Here is a 17,414-nt window from a genome sequence, read left to right as displayed (position 1 = left end):
TTTAAAATAGAACAAAAGACACAACAGGGAGAATCTAACATGACAATCAGAAATCTGAAATATCTCTTTGCCCCTTGTTCGGTGGCCCTGATTGGTGCAAGTCAGACACCCGGAACCATTGGGAGGGTGGTGGCTGGTAATTTGTTCAGCGCCGGTTTCAAGGGAGAAATTTTTCCTGTAAGCACAGAGTTCAAAACCATTGAAGGTGTAAAAACCTATCCGGATGTTGCAAGTCTGCCCAGGGCACCTGATCTGGCAGTGATTGTAACACCACCTGATACCATTCCGGAAATGATTGCCCAACTTGGCAAACGGGGCACCCGGGCCGCGGTGGTCCTCACTGACGGATTTACCAACGATACTGACCCCCATCACCAGGAATTAAACATGGCCATGCTGGCAGCTGCCAGGCCCCACCTGTTTCGCATTGTTGGTCCAAGTTCCCTGGGGGTTATGGTTCCTGGAATCGGCCTCAACGCAAGTTTTGGACATGCTCCCCCTTTGTCTGGGAATCTTGCCCTTGTGGCCCAGTCTGGAACCGTCCTGACAGCGGTTCTGGACTGGGGAACCTCCCAGGGAATCGGATTCTCCAAGTGTGTTGCTCTGGGAGAGATGGCTGATGGGGATTTCGGCGATATGCTGGATTACCTGGCCTATGATTATTCAACCCAGGCAATCCTGCTTTACATTGAAGAAATTACCGGCGCTCGAAAATTTATTTCTGCGGCCCGGGCTGTCGCCCGTATTAAACCAGTGATTGTCGTCAAGGCCGGCCGGCATGGAGAAAATGTTCTGGCCCCAGCGTCACACACTGGTTTCCCAACCGGTTCTGATGCCTTTTATGACGCTGCCTTTAGACGGACAGGAATGCTGCGGGTCAAGGATATGCAGGCCTTGTTTAATGCGGTCCAGACCCTGGCAGTGGCCCGCCGGGTTTCAGGGAATCGCCTGGCAATTTTAACCAATGGAAGGAGCATGGGGGTGATGGCCACCGACACGCTGATTGATCGTGGCGGCCAGCTGGCAGTGCTTGGGCCTGATACCCTTGACCGTTTCAACCAGATTCTTCCGTCTGCCTGGTCCCATGGCAATCCAGTCAATATCATGAATGATGCCCCGGGCAGCCGGTATGGTGACGCCCTGGAGGCCCTTGCTAATGATACGGGGACAGATGCTGTTCTAGTGATCAATTGTCCCTCGGCCGTGGCTTCATCCACTGAGGCCTCAAACGCTGTGATCAATACCCTTCAAGACAAAATATCGACGTACAACCGCAAGCTGGTACTCACCTGCTGGATCGGTAATGAATCGGCCCTGGAGGCCCGGCGCATTTTTACTGAGAACCGTATTCCCACTTACACCACACCTGCCGAAGCCGTAAGGGGCTTCATGCAGATCGTCCGTTACCATAAGAGTCAGGAAATGTTGATGGAAACCCCACCCAACATTCCTGAGGTCTTCACCCCGGATTCAGCCACGGCCCAAAAAATTATTGATGGGGCATTGGCTGAAAATCGTTCATGGCTGACGGTATCAGAAGCCATGGCAGTCCTGGCAGCCTACGCCATTCCTGTGGTGGCAACCCATGAAGCCTCCTCTCCGGAAGCTGCCGCTGGGCTGGCTGAAACAATCGGCGGACCAACGGCCTTGAAAATTGTTTCACCAGATATTATTCACAAGTCTGATGTCAGCGGTGTCAGCCTCAACCTTGAAACCCCGGACGTGGTATGTAAAAACGCAGCTGCCATGCTGGAGCGTGTACGTCATCTGCGGCCTGATGCTCATTTCCAGGGATTTACGGTGCAGCCAATGGTTCACCGCCCCCATGCCCATGAACTGATTATCGGGATGGCTGATGATGCGCTTTTTGGCCCGGTGCTCATGGTCGGTCATGGTGGCATGGCCGTGGAAGTGATCGGGGACAAGGCCCTGGCACTTCCCCCGCTCAATATGAAACTGGCCCATGAAGTGATGGCCCGTACCAGGGTTTATCGTCTTTTGCAGGGCTATCCTGGAATGCCGGGGGCAAATCTGGACAGTATCGCCCTTACCCTGGTGAAAATCTCCCAGCTGGTTTGTGATATTGCCGATATTGCCGAGTTGGAGATCAACCCACTGCTGGCAGATGCGCATGGGGTGCTGGTTCTGGATGCCCGTATCAAACTGGTCAAGGCCATCTGTCCGGCAATCGATCGACTGGCAATTCATCCCTATCCCAAAGAATTAGAAGAAATCCTGAATCTGCCGGACGGGCAAACATTGCTCATCCGCCCGATCCGCCCGGAAGATGAGCCAGATTTTCAAAAGATCTTTGCCAGCCTGTCTCCGGAAGAGATTCGCCTGCGTTTTTTACATCCCATGAACACCATGCCCCATACCCTGGCTGCCCGGCTCACCCAGATCGACTATGACCGGGAGATGGCCTTGGTGGTGGAAGGTAAAAACAAAGAAGGAGCAACGGAACTTTATGGATTAGTGCAACTCAGTGCAGACCCGGACAAAGAGCGTGCAGAATTTGCCATTTTGCTGCGTGGCGACATGACGGGTCTGGGGCTCGGGCCCATGCTTCTTCGCCGCATCATCGATTATGCCGGCAGTCAGGGAATCGGTGAAGTCTTTGGCGATGTCCTCAGTGAGAATAAATCCATGCTCAAACTGTGCCGTGTATTTGGCTTTCAAGTCACATCGGACGGGGAAGACCCCGGCAATAAGCTGGTATCCCTTAAGCTTTAACTACCCCCATGGCTGGAGCGGAGTCTGGTATCAGGTATTCGGTATTTATCCCACGGTTGTCAAACACCTGGTAGGCCTGCTTAAGGGTTTGTTCTTCGGGAGGCTCTACCCATTTTTCAACAGGCGGCTGTGTTGGAATGCTCAAGTATGCTGTGGCGCAATTGATGCCCCGGATAAAATCAGCTGTTTTTTCAATGTCTATCATGTCGTCATTCAGCCCTTTGATCAGCATGGTTTCCGTTACAATCTGTCCGGTAAATTTTTTGGCAAAAGAACAGATGCCATCCAGCATGACATCAAATTTAATGATGTTATGGGGGCGATTGATTTTCCGCCATGTCTTTTCATCCAGTGTATCAATTTTAAATGATACTAGGTCTGCCTTGCCCAGGGCATATTGAACGTCAGCCCTGTGCAGGAGGGACGAGTTGGTGATGACGGCAATTTTGATACCCAGCGGACGCAGTCGGTCAATTAACAGTCCCAGTTTTACATCAAGTGTTGGTTCGCCATCTGAAACAATGGTCAAGTATTCAATGGATTCATTATTGGCTTGCGCATTGATTAATTTTATTTTCGTCTCTTCCACCAATGTGTTCGAATCATGAAAGACACACCTGTACATGATTATTTTTGGAGGTTTATCCAGGTGGCAGTATACGCAGGAATACGTGCATATTCGAGGGGAAATATTGTTGATTATGATACTTTTTCCCAGTTGTCTGAATGGCACAGGGCCAGATACATTTTTTGAACTCATGTGTGCTCCCTTGCAGTTTCGGTGGTGATAATCAATCTTTACAAACTTACCTGATGCAAGGTATCACATTATTCTTTTTAAAACTTATAATCTATTATTGACTTAAATTTTGCATTATACTTAAAACTCAACTTTCAAGATTGGCTGTTACATGGGGTCAAGCTTGCATTATTGCACTTTTGTTCGGCTTAGAACGGGGGCAAGATATTGTCAAAAGCACAATAAGGGCCATGGAAACAATAAAATGTACCATCCAACTTGTCTTTTTACCTGTTTTCTGCGTTACGTCAATGGGCACATATTCCAATATGCTCCAATTGATACTGCCCCATTTGAGATATCCAGATGTGGCAGGGAAAGGTTAAGCAGTCATGGCTGAACCTGTCTTGGATACAGATCTTCCGGGTAAGGATGTCAAACCGGTTGAGGAGTGGGTCAGCCGGATCTTCGGGAAGTTTAAGCACGTCCTTATCATCGATTTTGAAGCGGTTCCCAAAGGGGATGTATTCCATGTTGGTGCAGTCTTTAACGGCAGCACCTTTGAAAGAAAAGGCATCAAGGATACCCGGGCTGCCCTGGGGCAATTGTCAGAGTTTTCATCCGGGGCCGACTATATCCTGGGGCACAATATCATCAATCATGACCTTGTGCTTGCAAAAGAAGCGTTCCCGGACGCGCCGATTTTGCGTCTGCCGGTCATTGATACCCTTTATCTGTCCCCCCTGGCATTTCCGGAAAATCCCTATCACAAACTGATAAAAGATTACAAATTGATCAAGAACAGCAAGAATAACCCGGTGGCAGACGCCCATCTGACCTGGGCTGTGTTTGAAGATCAGGTGACGGCCTTTTCTGTGTTAAACCAGGAAGATCCTGGATTGATCTCATTTTATGCCTTTGCTTTTGAACCATTTTGTTCCAAAAATCCAGGCATGGGGATGACTGGCATTTTTGATCTGTTCCACGCCTTGTCCGAATCTGTTCCAGACACGGACAGGGCCAGACAGATATTCCTGGCGATATGCCGGGAAAAAATATGTTCAACCGCCTTTGAAACGGTCTGGGAGGAATTCTGCCATGATCCCCAAAAGAGACCTGTTCTTGCCTATGTCCTGTCCTGGCTCAGGGTGTCCGGCGGCAATTCCATCATCCCTCCCTGGGTGCGACACGAATTTCCTGGGATTTCCGACATCATCACCCGGCTTCGGTATGCCTGTGGCAGCAGCAACTGCGCCTGTTGCAGGGCGAATAATGACGCTGAAAAGCTCCTAAAGCGTTACTTTGGGTTTGACCAATACCGCAGGCTGCCCGACGGTCGGAAACTCCAGCAGGAAATCATTGAGGCAAACCTTGGGGGTCACCCTTTGCTGGGCATTCTGCCCACGGGCGGCGGGAAATCCATCTGCTATCAGATTCCAGCCCTTCACCGGTACCACAGGACCGGTGAACTCAGCGTTGTGATCTCACCGCTCAAGGCGCTGATGAAAGATCAGGTGGACAACCTGAACAAGACCTGCGGCATGGAGGTGGCCGGTGCCATCAACGGCAGCCTTACCCTTCCTGAACGGGGGGATGTCATGGAAAAGGTAAGGCTGGGTGATATCGGTATCTTATATATTTCTCCTGAGCAATTGCGCAATTTCAGCGTGGCAGAATTGATCAGTTCAAGGGAGGTGGGATGCTGGATCTTTGATGAGGCCCACTGCCTTTCCAAATGGGGCCATGATTTCAGGCCGGATTATCTCAATGTTGCCGATTTTATTGTGGAACACAACAAACAGGCCCAATGCCCTCCCCTTATTGCTGCATTTACGGCAACCGCAAAAAAGGATGTGGTTGAAGAAATCTCTACCCATTTTGCTGAAAAGCTTGGCATTGATATGGTTTGCTTTATCAGTGAAGTCCAGAGGGAGAACTTGAATTTTCAGGTATGGCCGGTGACAACGGCTGAAAAGCATGATGTGATTTTCAATTGTCTTAAAGAGAGTCTCTCTGACACGAGCAGTGGTGCCATTGTATATTGTGCCAGCAGAAAAAAAACAGAAGTGCTCAGTCGTTTTTTAAATGAAAGAGGAATTGAATCTTACCCATTCCATGCAGGGCGAAGCGAGCCGGACAAACGAAATACCCAGGATGATTTTGTAGCCGGGAAGATTTCTGTGATTTGTGCGACCAATGCCTTTGGCATGGGCATCGACAAAAAGGATATTCGCCTGGTCATCCATGCCGATATTCCCGGATCCCTTGAAAACTACCTCCAGGAGGCGGGTCGGGCCGGGAGGGATACAGCCCCTGCAGACTGCATTCTCCTGTACGAACAGGAAGATATTGAAAACCAGTTTTCATTAAATGCCTATTCAAAACTTTCGTTAAAGGACATCAAAAAAATCCTGGCTGTGCTGAAAAAAAGAGGGGCAAAAACCCCGGAGATAGTCATCACTCCCGGGGAAATCATGCGCCTGATCGGTTATTCCGACTCTGTCGAGGATGACGGCCGGGCAAGAATCGGCGTCAGCTGGCTAGAGCGAAAGGGCTTTTTAAAGCGCTCGTTCAACCAGACACTCTTTTTCAACGGCAAACCCCTTGTCAGGGACATGGAGGCAGCTGAAGAGAAGATCGCGGCATTGAACCTCTCCCAAATGACGGCAAGTGTGTTCCGAACGATTCTGCTTACCCTGTTCAATGCAGACAAGGACTCCATATTATCTGCCGATGTTATCTGTGCAAATCTGGGAAAAATCGAAAATCTGCCCGAAGAATATTTGGATCCACGGTTTGTGATCGGGCTTTTATCCCAGATGGCGGACGTTGGACTGATCAAGGAAGGGGCCCTCATGACCGCCTTTGTCCGGCCTAGGGGACAGGGCAGCTCATCCAGACTGCTCGAGGCCGTTATGGAGATTGAAACCCAGATGCTCGCGCTGATGGCTGAACTCTCTCCTGATGCAGGAATCTCTCCTGACACGGCCGATGTCATTCATCTCAGGCTGATGTCCCAGCGACTCAAGGACAAGGGGTTTGACCAGGTAAATACCGATGTTGTGGGCAGACTATTAAAGGCCCTTGCCGGTGACCGGGGAGAAAGTCAGGCAAAGAGTTTAAAAATAGCCGGCAGAAAAGGGGCTGAGCAGCAGATGGTGTATGTGAAATTTCCCTGGCAGGAGATCCGACAACGAATGCAGCTGCGCCACAATTGTTCAAGACTCTGCCTTGCAACAATTATTTCAGCCCTGGAAAAACCGCTGCAGCATGGCCAGGCCCAGGTGATGTCCGAATTTTTTCTTTCCCACATCACCCGGGAGATGCAGTCCGATGTTTTTCTTTCCGGATACAGGGGCGATCACAGGACGCTGATTGAACAAAGTCTTTTGTTCATGCATGACATGAAGGTGATTACCCTGCAGAACGGCCTGGGGGTGTTCCGCCAGGCCATGAACCTGACCCTTCTTCCTGAAAGCCTTAAAAGACAATATACCCAGGGCGATTATGAACCCCTGTCCCACCACTATGCCCAGAAAAACGTGCAGGTTCATGTGATGGAAAAATATGCCCGCCTGGGCCTTGAAAAGATCAAAACCGCCCTGGGGTTTGTCAGTGATTATTTTTCATCCTCCTATGATACCTTTATCCAGCAATATTTCCCCAGGGAGAAAACCCTGATTCAAACGGCCATGACCGCAGAGGCGTATAAAAAAATCATCCAGTCCCTTGAAGATCATACCCAGGAAGCCATTGTTGCAGCGTCCCCTGAAAAAAATATACTGGTCCTGGCCGGACCCGGCTCGGGCAAGACCCGAACCATTGTTCATCGTTGTGCCTGGCTGATCAAGGCCAAATCCATTGACCCCGCTTCCATCCTTGTGCTCTGTTTCAACCACCAGGCCATGATTGAGCTTCGAAAAAGAATCCGGGCCCTGACCGGCAGGAGCGCAAATGCGGTAACGGCAATGACCTACCACGGGTTTGCCATGCGCCTGACCGGCCGGTCTTTCCTGGCCAAACAGACAGGCCCTGCATCAGGGAAAAAAACCATGGGTTTTGATGCCATCATTGACGAAGCGGTTGAGATGTTAAACGGAGAGCGGGAAATCGTTGGAATTGATCAATCTGAGACAAGGCAGATTCTGCTGGCACAATACCGCTATCTCCTTGTGGATGAATACCAGGAAATTGATGATCGACAATACCGGTTTATCTCGGCCTTGACCGGCCGTCTTGAACAGGACCGGGATACGAGAATTTCCATCATGGCGGTGGGGGATGATGACCAGAGCATTTATGGATTTAGAAATGCCAACCTGCGTTTCATCAAGCAATTCCAGCAGGACTATGGGGCAAAAACCGTTTATCTGGTGGAAAATTACAGGTCTGCCTATCCGATCGTTCAGGCCTCAAACGCATTTATCGCTTTAAATAAAAACCGGATGAAAACAGACTGGCCCTGCCGGATCAATGGAAAAAGAAGATCCCAAGAACACGAAGCCCACACGATCAAAACCCATGAACTGGTCCAGGTGGTCCAGGTTAAAGATATCGCCTCCCAGGCGGTGTTTGTTGCCCAAAAGATCAAGCAACTCATGGCGGACAATCCTGAAATGGATTACAATGATGTCGCAGTTGTCGCCCGTAAGGGCATGGCCTATCCGTCGTTGGTGTCCCTCAGGATGGCCCTTGCCAGAGAAGGGATACCCTTTTGCCATTCGATCAAAAGTGGTGCGGGATTTCCATTATTCAGAATAAGAGAGATCCAGGTGTTTCTCCAATACCTGGAGAATCATAAAAACGAGAGCAGGACACCCCTTGACCTCAGGCAGGCGGTTCTGGATCAGTTCAAACAGAAAAATCCATGGACGGATCAGATCGGGCAGATTCTCGAATCATGGTGCGCTGTCAATTCGGACATGGAAATATCCATTGACCGCGCCAGGGCTTTTTTCCTTGAAACCCTTTTGGAAGAAAAGCGGGAGCACAAGACCGGGACCGGTGTTTTCCTGGGTACGGCCCACAGTGTAAAGGGTATGGAATTTCCCTTTGTATTTATTCTGGACGGCGATTGGACACAAAAGAATATTGAAGAAGAGCGGCGATTGTTTTACGTGGCCATGACACGGGCCATGAAGGCCGTCCATGTCACAAGGATTCAAGGCTCCCCAAATCCCCATGTGTCGTTTCTGGAACAACATGACTTTGCCCATGTCACAAGGGCAGAACCGTTGGCGATCCCTGGATTTAACGAATATTTAACCGTTTCGATCCTGGGGATGGAAGATCTTTTCCTGTCCTATGCCGGTTTGTTCGCCCGGAACCATCCGATCCATGGGGCGCTTTCGGCCCTCACCCCCATGGAAAGCGTCATTCTCAAAGAAAAAAACGATCAGGTTTTTATTGAAAACACCCGCCATCAAACCATTGCAAGGCTTTCGAACAGGGGAACGGCCAAATGGCAGGGGCGCACCCAAACCATCCTCCATGCCCGGGTGCTTGGCATTATCAATCGCAAACAGACAGATGGGCAGGATTATGATGGCAAACATGAAAAAATCGATTCATGGGAACTTCCGATTATTGAGATCCTTCACAAAAAACATATATAGACTGACCGGAAAATACTCCTCATACTGTTAAGGGACTCAGAAATAAATAATTCCCTTGATTACATTGCTTCCCGGTTCTTTCTATCCAGATAGGCAATGCCGCCGTTCAGGGTCGCCAGTTGGGGGTAGTCGGTCTCTGGAATTTTGATCTGGAAACGTTCCTGGAGCTGATCAATGAAATTGACAAAGTCTACTGAATCAAAATCAAACTGATCGCGAAAGCGAAGGTCTGGATTCAGGTTTTCAAGACTCGACTCGGGAGCGATTTTTTCAATGGTTTGCAGGATAATCGTTCCTATTTCCGTTGTTATCATGGCTTTTGCTCCTTGTTCGCATTAGTTGCCAGGGGAAATGCACCAGGGCCGCCCTTTACTGCCATGGGCGGCCCTGGTGTTGTTCCATGTGAACCGGCATGGCCGGTGCATTTTTCTTATCCGTTAATAGAGACCGTTCGGATGGCAGGCCGAGGTGGCGCAGCCGGTCATGTCTGGATCATCGCCGAACTCACGGGTGTGACAGGCAATGCACGAGGGCCGAAAGTTCTTCTTGATCATGTGCATGGCCTTGAAGTAGGGCTTGTAGCCCTTGGTTTCATTGATGTCCGTCCCGGTGTGGCAGGTGGCACAGCTCCTTGGGGGCTCGCCCTCCTTGAGCAGTTTCATCTTGTGGTGACATTCGGAACAGTCATAACTTTCATGGCTTGAGTGGTTGAACATCACCGACAGGTCACGCTCGCTGTTGCCCTCAATATGATTGATCTCAAGGCCGTCGTCCGGTGCCTCAAATTCCCCTTCGGCCCATACGGTAAGGCCGGTGCCCGCCATGATGGCAATGAAAAGCAGGAACACAGCAGATATGTTTTTCATGTTTACTCTCCAGTAAGGTTTGGGTTAAGCCTTGTTGGTCGTGTGACCAAACTTACCCGTGATAAATTCCCTTCGGGTTTTTTTTGTATCAGCAGCCGCCTTTGCAATCATCCGATTTTTTGTCTCTGTGGAGGCAATCAGGGAATCATGGTAATTTTCAGGGGCAGCCTCGCAAAGATAAATGACCCGGACGGATTCGGGATCGGCAAGATAGGCGTCGGGCTTGGTTTTTTGAACCTCGGCCAGCCGTTCTTTGGCAAGGGCGAGCATATCAGCCCTGTCGCCAAAGTTCATGGTTCCCGTGGGGCAGCTCTGGACGCAGGCCGGCAGCATACCCGCCTGGACCCGGTCAATGCACATATCACATTTACTCCACAGACCTGTTTCCTCATCCATGCGGGGTACATTGTAGGGACAGAGCTGCCAGCTTTCAAGGTGGTAACCCTTGGGCAGGATGGCCTTGTCGGTCATGACCACGGCGCCTGTTTCCGGGTCCTGGACCACGGCCCCGGGAGTGTACATGTTTAAAATATGCTTGCACGGCGGTTCGATGCAGTGACGGCATTGTTCCGGGAAAAAGAACCAGTTGAGCTTGCCCTTGTCGTTACGGGCCTCGTTGAAGCGAACCAGACGAATGGTCTTGGATGAAAGATCCTGGGGGTTCTGGTGGGAACCCACATTCCGGGTCTTTTCTGCAGGCAGTTTTTTCCACTGTTTGCAGGCCACCTGACAACCCCTGCAGGCCGTGCAAAGGGTGAGATCAACAAAAAAACTTTTACCTTTCATTATTTTTCACCCTCCCTTAGTTTGCGTACGTTCACCATGAACGCCTTGTATTCCGGGATGCCCGTGTTGGGATCTCCCACATTGGGTGTTACAATGTTGGCTGAATCGCCGCCGTCAACTGGAGTTACCCAGCCGTAGTGCCAGGGCATGCCGACCATATGTATCCGGGCGCCGTCAATGGTGAAGGTCTGAATTCGTTCGGTTACCATGGCAATGGCCCACAGGGCGCCCCGGACGCTTTCGACCATCACCCGTTCGCCGTTTTCTATCCCTCTTAATTTTGCAAGCTCAGGGCTGATTTCCACAAACATCTGGGGTTCGGCCTCCACGAGCCAGGACTGCCAGCGGGTCATGGAACCGGTCTGCCAGTGTTCGGTCACCCGGTAGGTGGTTCCCACAAAGGGAAATCTGGGATCGCAAACGGCCTTTTCTTCGCTCGAAATCTGAACCGAGGTGGGGTTGCTCAACCGGGAGGAAAAGGGGTGGGATTCCACCGGGCATTCCAGGGGCTCATAGTGCTCAGGAAGGGGTCCGTCGGCCCGGCCCGGCCCGAACAGCTGGCCAAACCCTTCTTTTTGCATGATGAATGGATGGCGGGTGCCTGGAGCCCATCCACCGTCCGGTACATCTCCCTGCCATTTTTCACCGTCCCAGCGGATGACGGATTTTTCAGGATTCCAGGGGTTGCCCTTCATGTCCACCGAGGCCCGGTTGTAGATGATGCGGCGGTTCACCGGCCAGCACCAGGTCCAGTTGGGAAACAGCCCGATCCGTTCCTGTTCAGGGGTCTGGGTGCGGTCACGGCGCTCGGCCTTGTTACCCTCGTCGGTGACTGAGTTGCAGTAGAGCCAGTTCCCCGAAGTGGTTGATCCGTCGGCCTGGAGATAGGCAAAGCTTGGCACCTGTTGGCCCTTTTTAAAAGTTTTGTCCTTGATGGTGACATCCCTAGTAAACCAGCCATTGGCAAGTTTCGCCGTCTGCTGGGCGCTGAAGTGATAATGACCTTTTTCATCCTTTTCACACATGTTGTTGAAGCTCAGCCGGGTGATGGGGTCAGGATAGGCACCGCCTTCTTTCTCATAGAGGCGGACAAGTTCTTCCCAGATTTCGTGGAAGTAGTGACCGTCGCTTTTGACTCCGCCAAGGGGGTCTGGGCCCTGGTAGCGCCACTGCATCCAGCGGCCGGAGTTGGCCACGGAGCCTTCTTTTTCAATGGCTGAAGCGCAGGGAATATAAAAGGTCTCGGTTTTGATCTTTTTGGGATCCATGCCCGGCCCCTTCCAGAAATCACTGGTTTCACACTGGAACAGGTTGACGTTGACCATCCAGTCAAGCTTGGACAATGCCTCCCTGGTCTTGACGGAGTCCGGGCTTGAGCAGGCAGGGTTCATGCCCCAGATCAGACCGCCGGTGAACTTTCCTTTGTGCATGCGGTCAACCAGGGGAATCCAGGAATACTGGTCTGCTCTGTGGGAATCAAGTCGGGGTAAATAGTTGTAGCCCGCCTCGGGTGTGTCGTCTGAATACATGGCCTTGATAAGGCTTGCCGAATACTTGGGATAGTTCTGCCACCAGTTGGCGCTCGCAGGATCCTGGCTCTTCGGGGTATAGGTGTTGTTGTATATCTCAAGGGTGTCCTGGCCGGCCAGGGGGGTTTTGAGGTAACCGGGCAGAATATGGTAGAGAAGGGCATAGTCCGTGGAGCCCTGGACGTTGCACTCGCCGCGAAGGGCATTGACCCCGCCGCCTGCAATACCGATGTTGCCGAGCATGAGCTGGATCATGGCCATGGCCCGGATGTTCTGGACTCCGACGGAATGCTGGGTCCAGCCCATGGCGTACATGATTGTTCCGGCCTTATCCCTTTTGCCCGTGGCTGCATAGGTCTGGTACAGGGTTTTGAGATCCTGGACCGAAAGGCCTGAAATCGACGAGACCTTGTCAAGGGTGTAACGCTCATAGTGCTGTTTAAGGAGCTGGAACACGCAGCGGGGATCTTTCAGGGTCATGTCCCTGAGGGGGACACCCTGTTTGTCCATCTGAAAGGCCCACTTGGACTTGTCGTAGGTGTTGGTTTCAGGATCATAACCTGAAAAGATGCCGTCTTCAAACCCGTAGTCCTCGCCCACGAGAAACGAAGCATTGGTGTAGTCCCGCATGTACTCGTAGAAATAGCTTTTATTCTCAATAATGTAGTTGATCATGCCACCAAGCACGGCAATGTCGGTTCCCGAGCGAAGGGCCATGTATATGTCGGACCTTGCCGAGGTTCTTGTGAATCTTGGGTCCACATGGATGATTTTTGCCCCGTTCTGCTGGGCCTTGACTGCCCATTTAAAGGAAATGGGGTGGTTTTCTGCCGCATTGCTGCCCATGATCAGTATGCAATCGCTGTTTTTAATGTCATTCCAGTGATTGGTCATTGCACCGCGTCCAAACGACTCTCCCAGAGCCGCAACTGTAGCGCTGTGTCAAATACGGGCCTGGTGTTCCACATAGACGAGGCCCAGGGAGCGCATGAAGCAATGCATGGCATAGCACTCTTCGTTGTCAATGGCCGCAGACCCCAAGGAGGCGATACCCATGGTTCGGTTGACCACCTTGCCGTCGGCGTTTTTTTCTTCAAAGGATTTGTCCCGGGAATCTTTGATCAGCCGGGCGATTCTTTGTTTGCACCAGTCCCAGTCCTTTTCGACAAAGGTGTCGCTGAAAGGCTCCCTGTGTAGACATTTGGTGGTCCGTTTGGGGTTTTCTGTCATCTGGATGGTGGCAGCGCCCTTTGCACAAAGGGCCCCTTCGTTGATAGGATGATCCGGGTCCCCCTCCACATTGATGGCCCGTTTGGTCTCAAGGGAGGTGTGAACCAAAAGACCGCAACCCACGGAACAAAAGGCGCAGATCGATGTGGTTTGTTTACTCCATTGGGGGGTGAGCAATTTGGCCCGGTCCTGAACCGGGGCAAGTGAGGCGTGCCCAAGTCCCCTGAACACGGGTGCTGCTGCAATACTTGCAGCTGCCGCAGATGCAAGCTTTACAAAATTTCTGCGGGTAATTTTCATTTGCTTCTCCTTAACGCTTTTGTGGTTATCAAATATATGTTTCCCACCCGGGAGATCACTTCACCCCTGGCGGTTTCATATCAATACCCGGAAAACCTTTGTGGACACAGCCTCCATATGCGGGTTGCAAGTGGCACGGGGTTTCCATATCAACACCGGACAGTCCGGCGGAGGTTTTTAAAATAATAGGTTTAAAATAAAAAAAAGGAGGTCTGAAGCTACATCCCCCAAACCGAAAGGGTTGCCCGGCTATACCCCTGATCCTGTGCTATAAAATCCAGAGCAAGGGATTCCAGGTCGTTGAGGGAGGGAAGAGATTCCCTGTCAAAGGCTCTGAAATCAATGGTCTTGATGTAGCTCTTGCAGATGTCACAGGTCTCCACGCGGAATCCCGGCTCTTCAGGAACGGTGAAGAATTTAAGCTTGTCCGTGTCGGTATTGTCACATACGGGGCAGGCCAGCCGCCGGATGCGGAAGTCATGCTGGCAGATTGAGCAAAAGGCAAATCGAAAGCCCTCTTTTTCCCTGAGTTCGAGCATATGGGGAAGGCTGCCGCAAATGGGGCAGGTGCCTGTCTGTCGAATCTCCTGATTTGACGGGTGTTGCTGTTTCTTGAGCCACTCTGCAAGGGCCGTGACCCCTGCCGTAAGCGAAGGTTCAATGGCTGCCCGGACCAGAAAATTCAGGGTTGCCGGGGCTTTAGGTGTTCGTTCGGCCCAATGGGCCATGATCGGTCCCGATCCCTGGAGACATTCGTCAATACACCTGTCAAGGTCGATTTCTTTATTGTTATAGGCGGTTTCAATCAGCTTTGCCGCCGCCACCATGGGACCTGGGAATCGGTTTTGCGGGTCAGTGGTTGCATGTTTTGTAATTTTTTCAATGAGGTGGGAAAAAAAGGCTGCAATGTGATCTCTGTCCAGGGGAAGGGTTCCAGGGGTGAGAATTCCTTTTTCATCATCTTTTTGTTTGTCCAGACTGGACAGTGTCAGGTCTGGGAGGTCAATTGAAATATTCTGGGCTGAATCTAATTGAAGGGTTGCTGTCTCGCCCAGAAGGGTGATGAGATCCTTGGGAATATGGTCTTTTTTTCTCAACTGCTTCAGGGTCTTTGCCAGCAGACGCTGCTGTTTTTCTATTGTATTCAAACGTACTCCTCATCTATACAGGAAACGCAATCCAGATTCACCATTCGTGGCGTTTCACATATTGTTGGGGTCGGAACCCAATATCATGCTCCGACCATGTCGGCTCTGGTATAAATCAATTAACTTTAATTAAAATATTTGAAAAAAGCTTAAATGTCAAAGATTTAGATGGGCCTTTTTTTTGTAAAAGCGAATTCCTGGTCTTATGAAAAAGATAAAATAATTTTTTTGTAGTTCTTCAAGGTAGCTTTTGGTTTGTTTTTTCTTATTATTTTTTTTAAAAAGACCATAATTCCCATGAATATCTGTTTTCGCCAGATCTATTAGGGGTTGACAGACTGTTGACGCCATCATAATTAAATAAAGCCTATTAATAAAAAATTAAAGGAATTGTACCATGACAGGGGATTTAATGTTTTTGGCAGGCCACAGGGCCCATGAACGGATCAAGACTAACGGCCTTTGTTCCGACGATGTCGCCATGGTGGTGGGGGCCTCGGGTGCCGCCAAGTGGCTCATTCTCAAGGAGCTTGAAACAGCGCTTTTTGGATTATGGTTCAGAAACCGGACAAAGCCACTGAACCTCTTTGGGACATCCATTGGTTCATGGAAGTCGGCGGCTGCGGCCCAGAATGATCCGGCCGCGGCCTTTGATCGACTGGCCCATGCCTATATCCATCAGTTTTATCGCAATAGTGCTTCTCCTGCACGCATAGACCGGGAATCCTGGCGTATCCTGGACGCCTATCTTGGCCGGGATAAGGTTGAACAAATTCTGGCCCACCCCTATTGCCGTCTGAATTTTTCAGCGGTTCGATGCACAGGGGCCTTTTCGTCGGATCATCCCATGGCCCAGATAACAAGTCTTTTAAAGGCCTGGGCCGTAAATCGGGTGTCCAGACGCCTGCTTCAGAAACAATACCTGCCAACCCTGTTCCATGATTCAAGATCGACCCCTCCTTTTGCCCTGAACGGTGAATTTCCCGGGGGGCAGGTTCCCCTTGATGGCGAAAACCTTCGAACCGCCCTTCTGGCGAGCGGGTCCATTCCCTATGTGATGAAAGGGGTTGAGGATATCCCCGGAGCACCCCCGGGCATCTACCGGGACGGGGGGATGTTTCACTACCATCCGGCCTTTGATTTTTTGAACGGCCGGGACGGGATCATTCTTTACCCCCATTTTTACAGCCAGGTGACCCTTGGGTGGTTTGATAAGAACAGACCTTCCAGAATTGCAGACGGTCATCGCCTGGCCGATGTGTTGCTTGTTGCACCGTCACCCGCCTTTGTGTCGCAGCTGCCCTTTGGCAGGATTCCCGACCGCAGGGATTTTGTAAGCCTCCATGGCCGGGACAACGAGCGTATTGATTTCTGGGAAACGGCTGTTGCCATGGGCAAACGACTTGGAACGGCTTTTCTTGAGGCCGTGGATTCCGGCCGCATCAAGACCCTTGTCCAGCGGATTCCATGAGATCGTTAACTTACCGTAAACTGCCAGGCTGAAATCCACAGCGGCATGGCCAGGATGCAGATGAGATACTGAATGAGCATCATGGAGCTGATGGACGGGGTGTCTCCCCCATAGTTTTCCACAATGATAATCAAGTTGGTTGCCGGGGGGGATGCCGCCTGTATCATCATCAAACTGCAGAAAAGCGGTATTGAGGCATAAACTTTTCCATAATAGAGGATGGCAAAAACCGCTGAAGGCACCAGAACGAATTTTACCCCGGCTACAATCAGGATGTCTTTTAATGAAGGCAGGCTTTTGAGTGTAATGGTTCCGATGGTGGCGCCCAGAATAAAAACAGCCAGGGGAACCGTCGCCTGGCCGAGTAAATCCAGGGATGCAACTACCGATTCAGGTATGAAAGACGATACACGGGTAAAAACAGCGGCAACTGAAATGAAAATGGCAATCAGCGGAGGCGTGATAAAATCCTTCCACTGAATTCTGCCCTGGGCCTGCCCTGAAATCATCACCTTTCCCACACTCCACATCACCGGATTCAAACCCATGACCATGAGAAAGCAATACAGGGCAAATCGATCAAACTGATCGGCAAAAAGAACCTGGCCAATGGGCAGAACGATATAGATGGCATTCTGCATGCTGGCCAGGGTCATGAACGGTCTCTTTCCAGGATTGAACCGGAACAAAAGTCCGCTGAAAACAAGCCCGCAGCCGATCATTAAAACCCCTGACACCGGCAGAATCCACCATAGTGTAAACGCTTCAGGGTGGAACTGGGCCAATGTCTTTGCCATGATCAGGCAGGGAAGAAAAACATTTACAGTAACGGCGGACAGGACCTGGATCTGTGGCTTTGAGACAAAATTTCTTCGTACCAGAATGCCTGCCGCAAGGGAAATAAGAAATAGCTGAAAGATAGCACTGAAAACCGTTAGGCCTGTTTGTATAAGCATTTAAACGCCTGTTTGTCTTTGGTTTTTGTTAGGGCAGCCAC

The 17,414-nt window shown here is 50.7% G+C and carries 11 protein-coding genes; 3 read left to right on the top strand and 8 right to left on the bottom strand.

Going from position 1 to position 17,414, the window contains the following annotated elements; translation table 11 throughout:
• Window positions 1-39: 39 nt before the first annotated feature.
• Window positions 40-2,733: a bifunctional acetate--CoA ligase family protein/GNAT family N-acetyltransferase gene (locus HRM2_RS23345; protein WP_015906479.1), complete on the top strand. Its 2,694-nt coding sequence runs from the start codon at window positions 40-42 to the stop codon at window positions 2,731-2,733.
• Here the strand turns inward: HRM2_RS23345 and HRM2_RS23340 are convergent.
• Window positions 2,723-3,493 carry a radical SAM protein gene (locus tag HRM2_RS23340; RefSeq protein WP_015906478.1) on the bottom strand — a complete coding sequence of 257 codons (771 nt, stop codon included), beginning with the start codon at window positions 3,491-3,493 and terminating at the stop codon, window positions 2,723-2,725. The two genes, HRM2_RS23345 and HRM2_RS23340, sit on opposite strands and share 11 nt — an antisense overlap.
• Before the next feature lie 371 nt (window positions 3,494-3,864).
• Between HRM2_RS23340 and HRM2_RS23335 the strand changes: the two genes are divergently transcribed.
• Window positions 3,865-9,087, top strand: a complete 5,223-nt coding sequence (locus tag HRM2_RS23335) for a RecQ family ATP-dependent DNA helicase (protein WP_015906477.1) — start codon at window positions 3,865-3,867, stop codon at window positions 9,085-9,087.
• A 59-nt stretch (window positions 9,088-9,146) separates the two neighbouring features.
• Here HRM2_RS23335 and HRM2_RS23330 read toward each other — a convergent pair whose 3' ends face one another.
• The 6 genes from HRM2_RS23330 to HRM2_RS27975 form a co-directional block, all read right to left on the bottom strand.
• Window positions 9,147-9,401: an acyl carrier protein gene (locus tag HRM2_RS23330; RefSeq protein WP_015906476.1), complete on the bottom strand. Its 255-nt coding sequence runs from the start codon at window positions 9,399-9,401 to the stop codon at window positions 9,147-9,149.
• A 123-nt stretch (window positions 9,402-9,524) separates the two neighbouring features.
• A complete protein-coding gene (locus HRM2_RS23325) occupies window positions 9,525-9,953 on the bottom strand; it encodes a cytochrome c3 family protein (RefSeq protein ID WP_015906475.1) in 429 nt (142 codons plus the stop codon).
• Window positions 9,954-9,977: 24 nt separating this feature from the next.
• Complete coding sequence (locus HRM2_RS23320; protein WP_015906474.1) at window positions 9,978-10,739, bottom strand: 4Fe-4S dicluster domain-containing protein; 762 nt, start codon at window positions 10,737-10,739, stop codon at window positions 9,978-9,980.
• On the bottom strand, window positions 10,739-13,798 hold the full coding sequence (gene fdnG, locus HRM2_RS23315) for a formate dehydrogenase-N subunit alpha (RefSeq protein ID WP_015906473.1): 3,060 nt from the start codon (window positions 13,796-13,798) through the stop codon (window positions 10,739-10,741). Before fdnG ends, HRM2_RS23320 begins: the two co-directional genes overlap by 1 nt.
• 218 nt (window positions 13,799-14,016) lie before the next feature.
• Window positions 14,017-14,946, bottom strand: coding sequence for a formate dehydrogenase accessory protein FdhE (locus HRM2_RS23305; RefSeq protein WP_015906472.1), 930 nt, complete (start codon window positions 14,944-14,946; stop codon window positions 14,017-14,019).
• A gap of 156 nt (window positions 14,947-15,102) precedes the next feature.
• A complete protein-coding gene (locus HRM2_RS27975; protein WP_041273465.1) occupies window positions 15,103-15,300 on the bottom strand; it encodes a hypothetical protein in 198 nt (65 codons plus the stop codon).
• 43 nt (window positions 15,301-15,343) lie between these two features.
• Between HRM2_RS27975 and HRM2_RS23295 the strand changes: the two genes are divergently transcribed.
• Window positions 15,344-16,417 carry a patatin-like phospholipase family protein gene (locus HRM2_RS23295; RefSeq protein ID WP_015906471.1) on the top strand — a complete coding sequence of 358 codons (1,074 nt, stop codon included), beginning with the start codon at window positions 15,344-15,346 and terminating at the stop codon, window positions 16,415-16,417.
• A gap of 5 nt (window positions 16,418-16,422) precedes the next feature.
• On the opposite strand, the gene HRM2_RS23290 is transcribed toward HRM2_RS23295, so the two are convergent.
• Window positions 16,423-17,373, bottom strand: a complete 951-nt coding sequence (locus HRM2_RS23290; RefSeq protein ID WP_015906470.1) for an AEC family transporter — start codon at window positions 17,371-17,373, stop codon at window positions 16,423-16,425.
• Window positions 17,374-17,414: the final 41 nt, after the last annotated feature.

This window comes from Desulforapulum autotrophicum HRM2 (genome assembly GCF_000020365.1).
Classification (GTDB): Bacteria; Desulfobacterota; Desulfobacteria; order Desulfobacterales; family Desulfobacteraceae; genus Desulforapulum; species Desulforapulum autotrophicum.
Note: the sequence above shows the minus strand (reverse complement) of the source record. Positions and strands in the feature narration are given on the sequence as shown.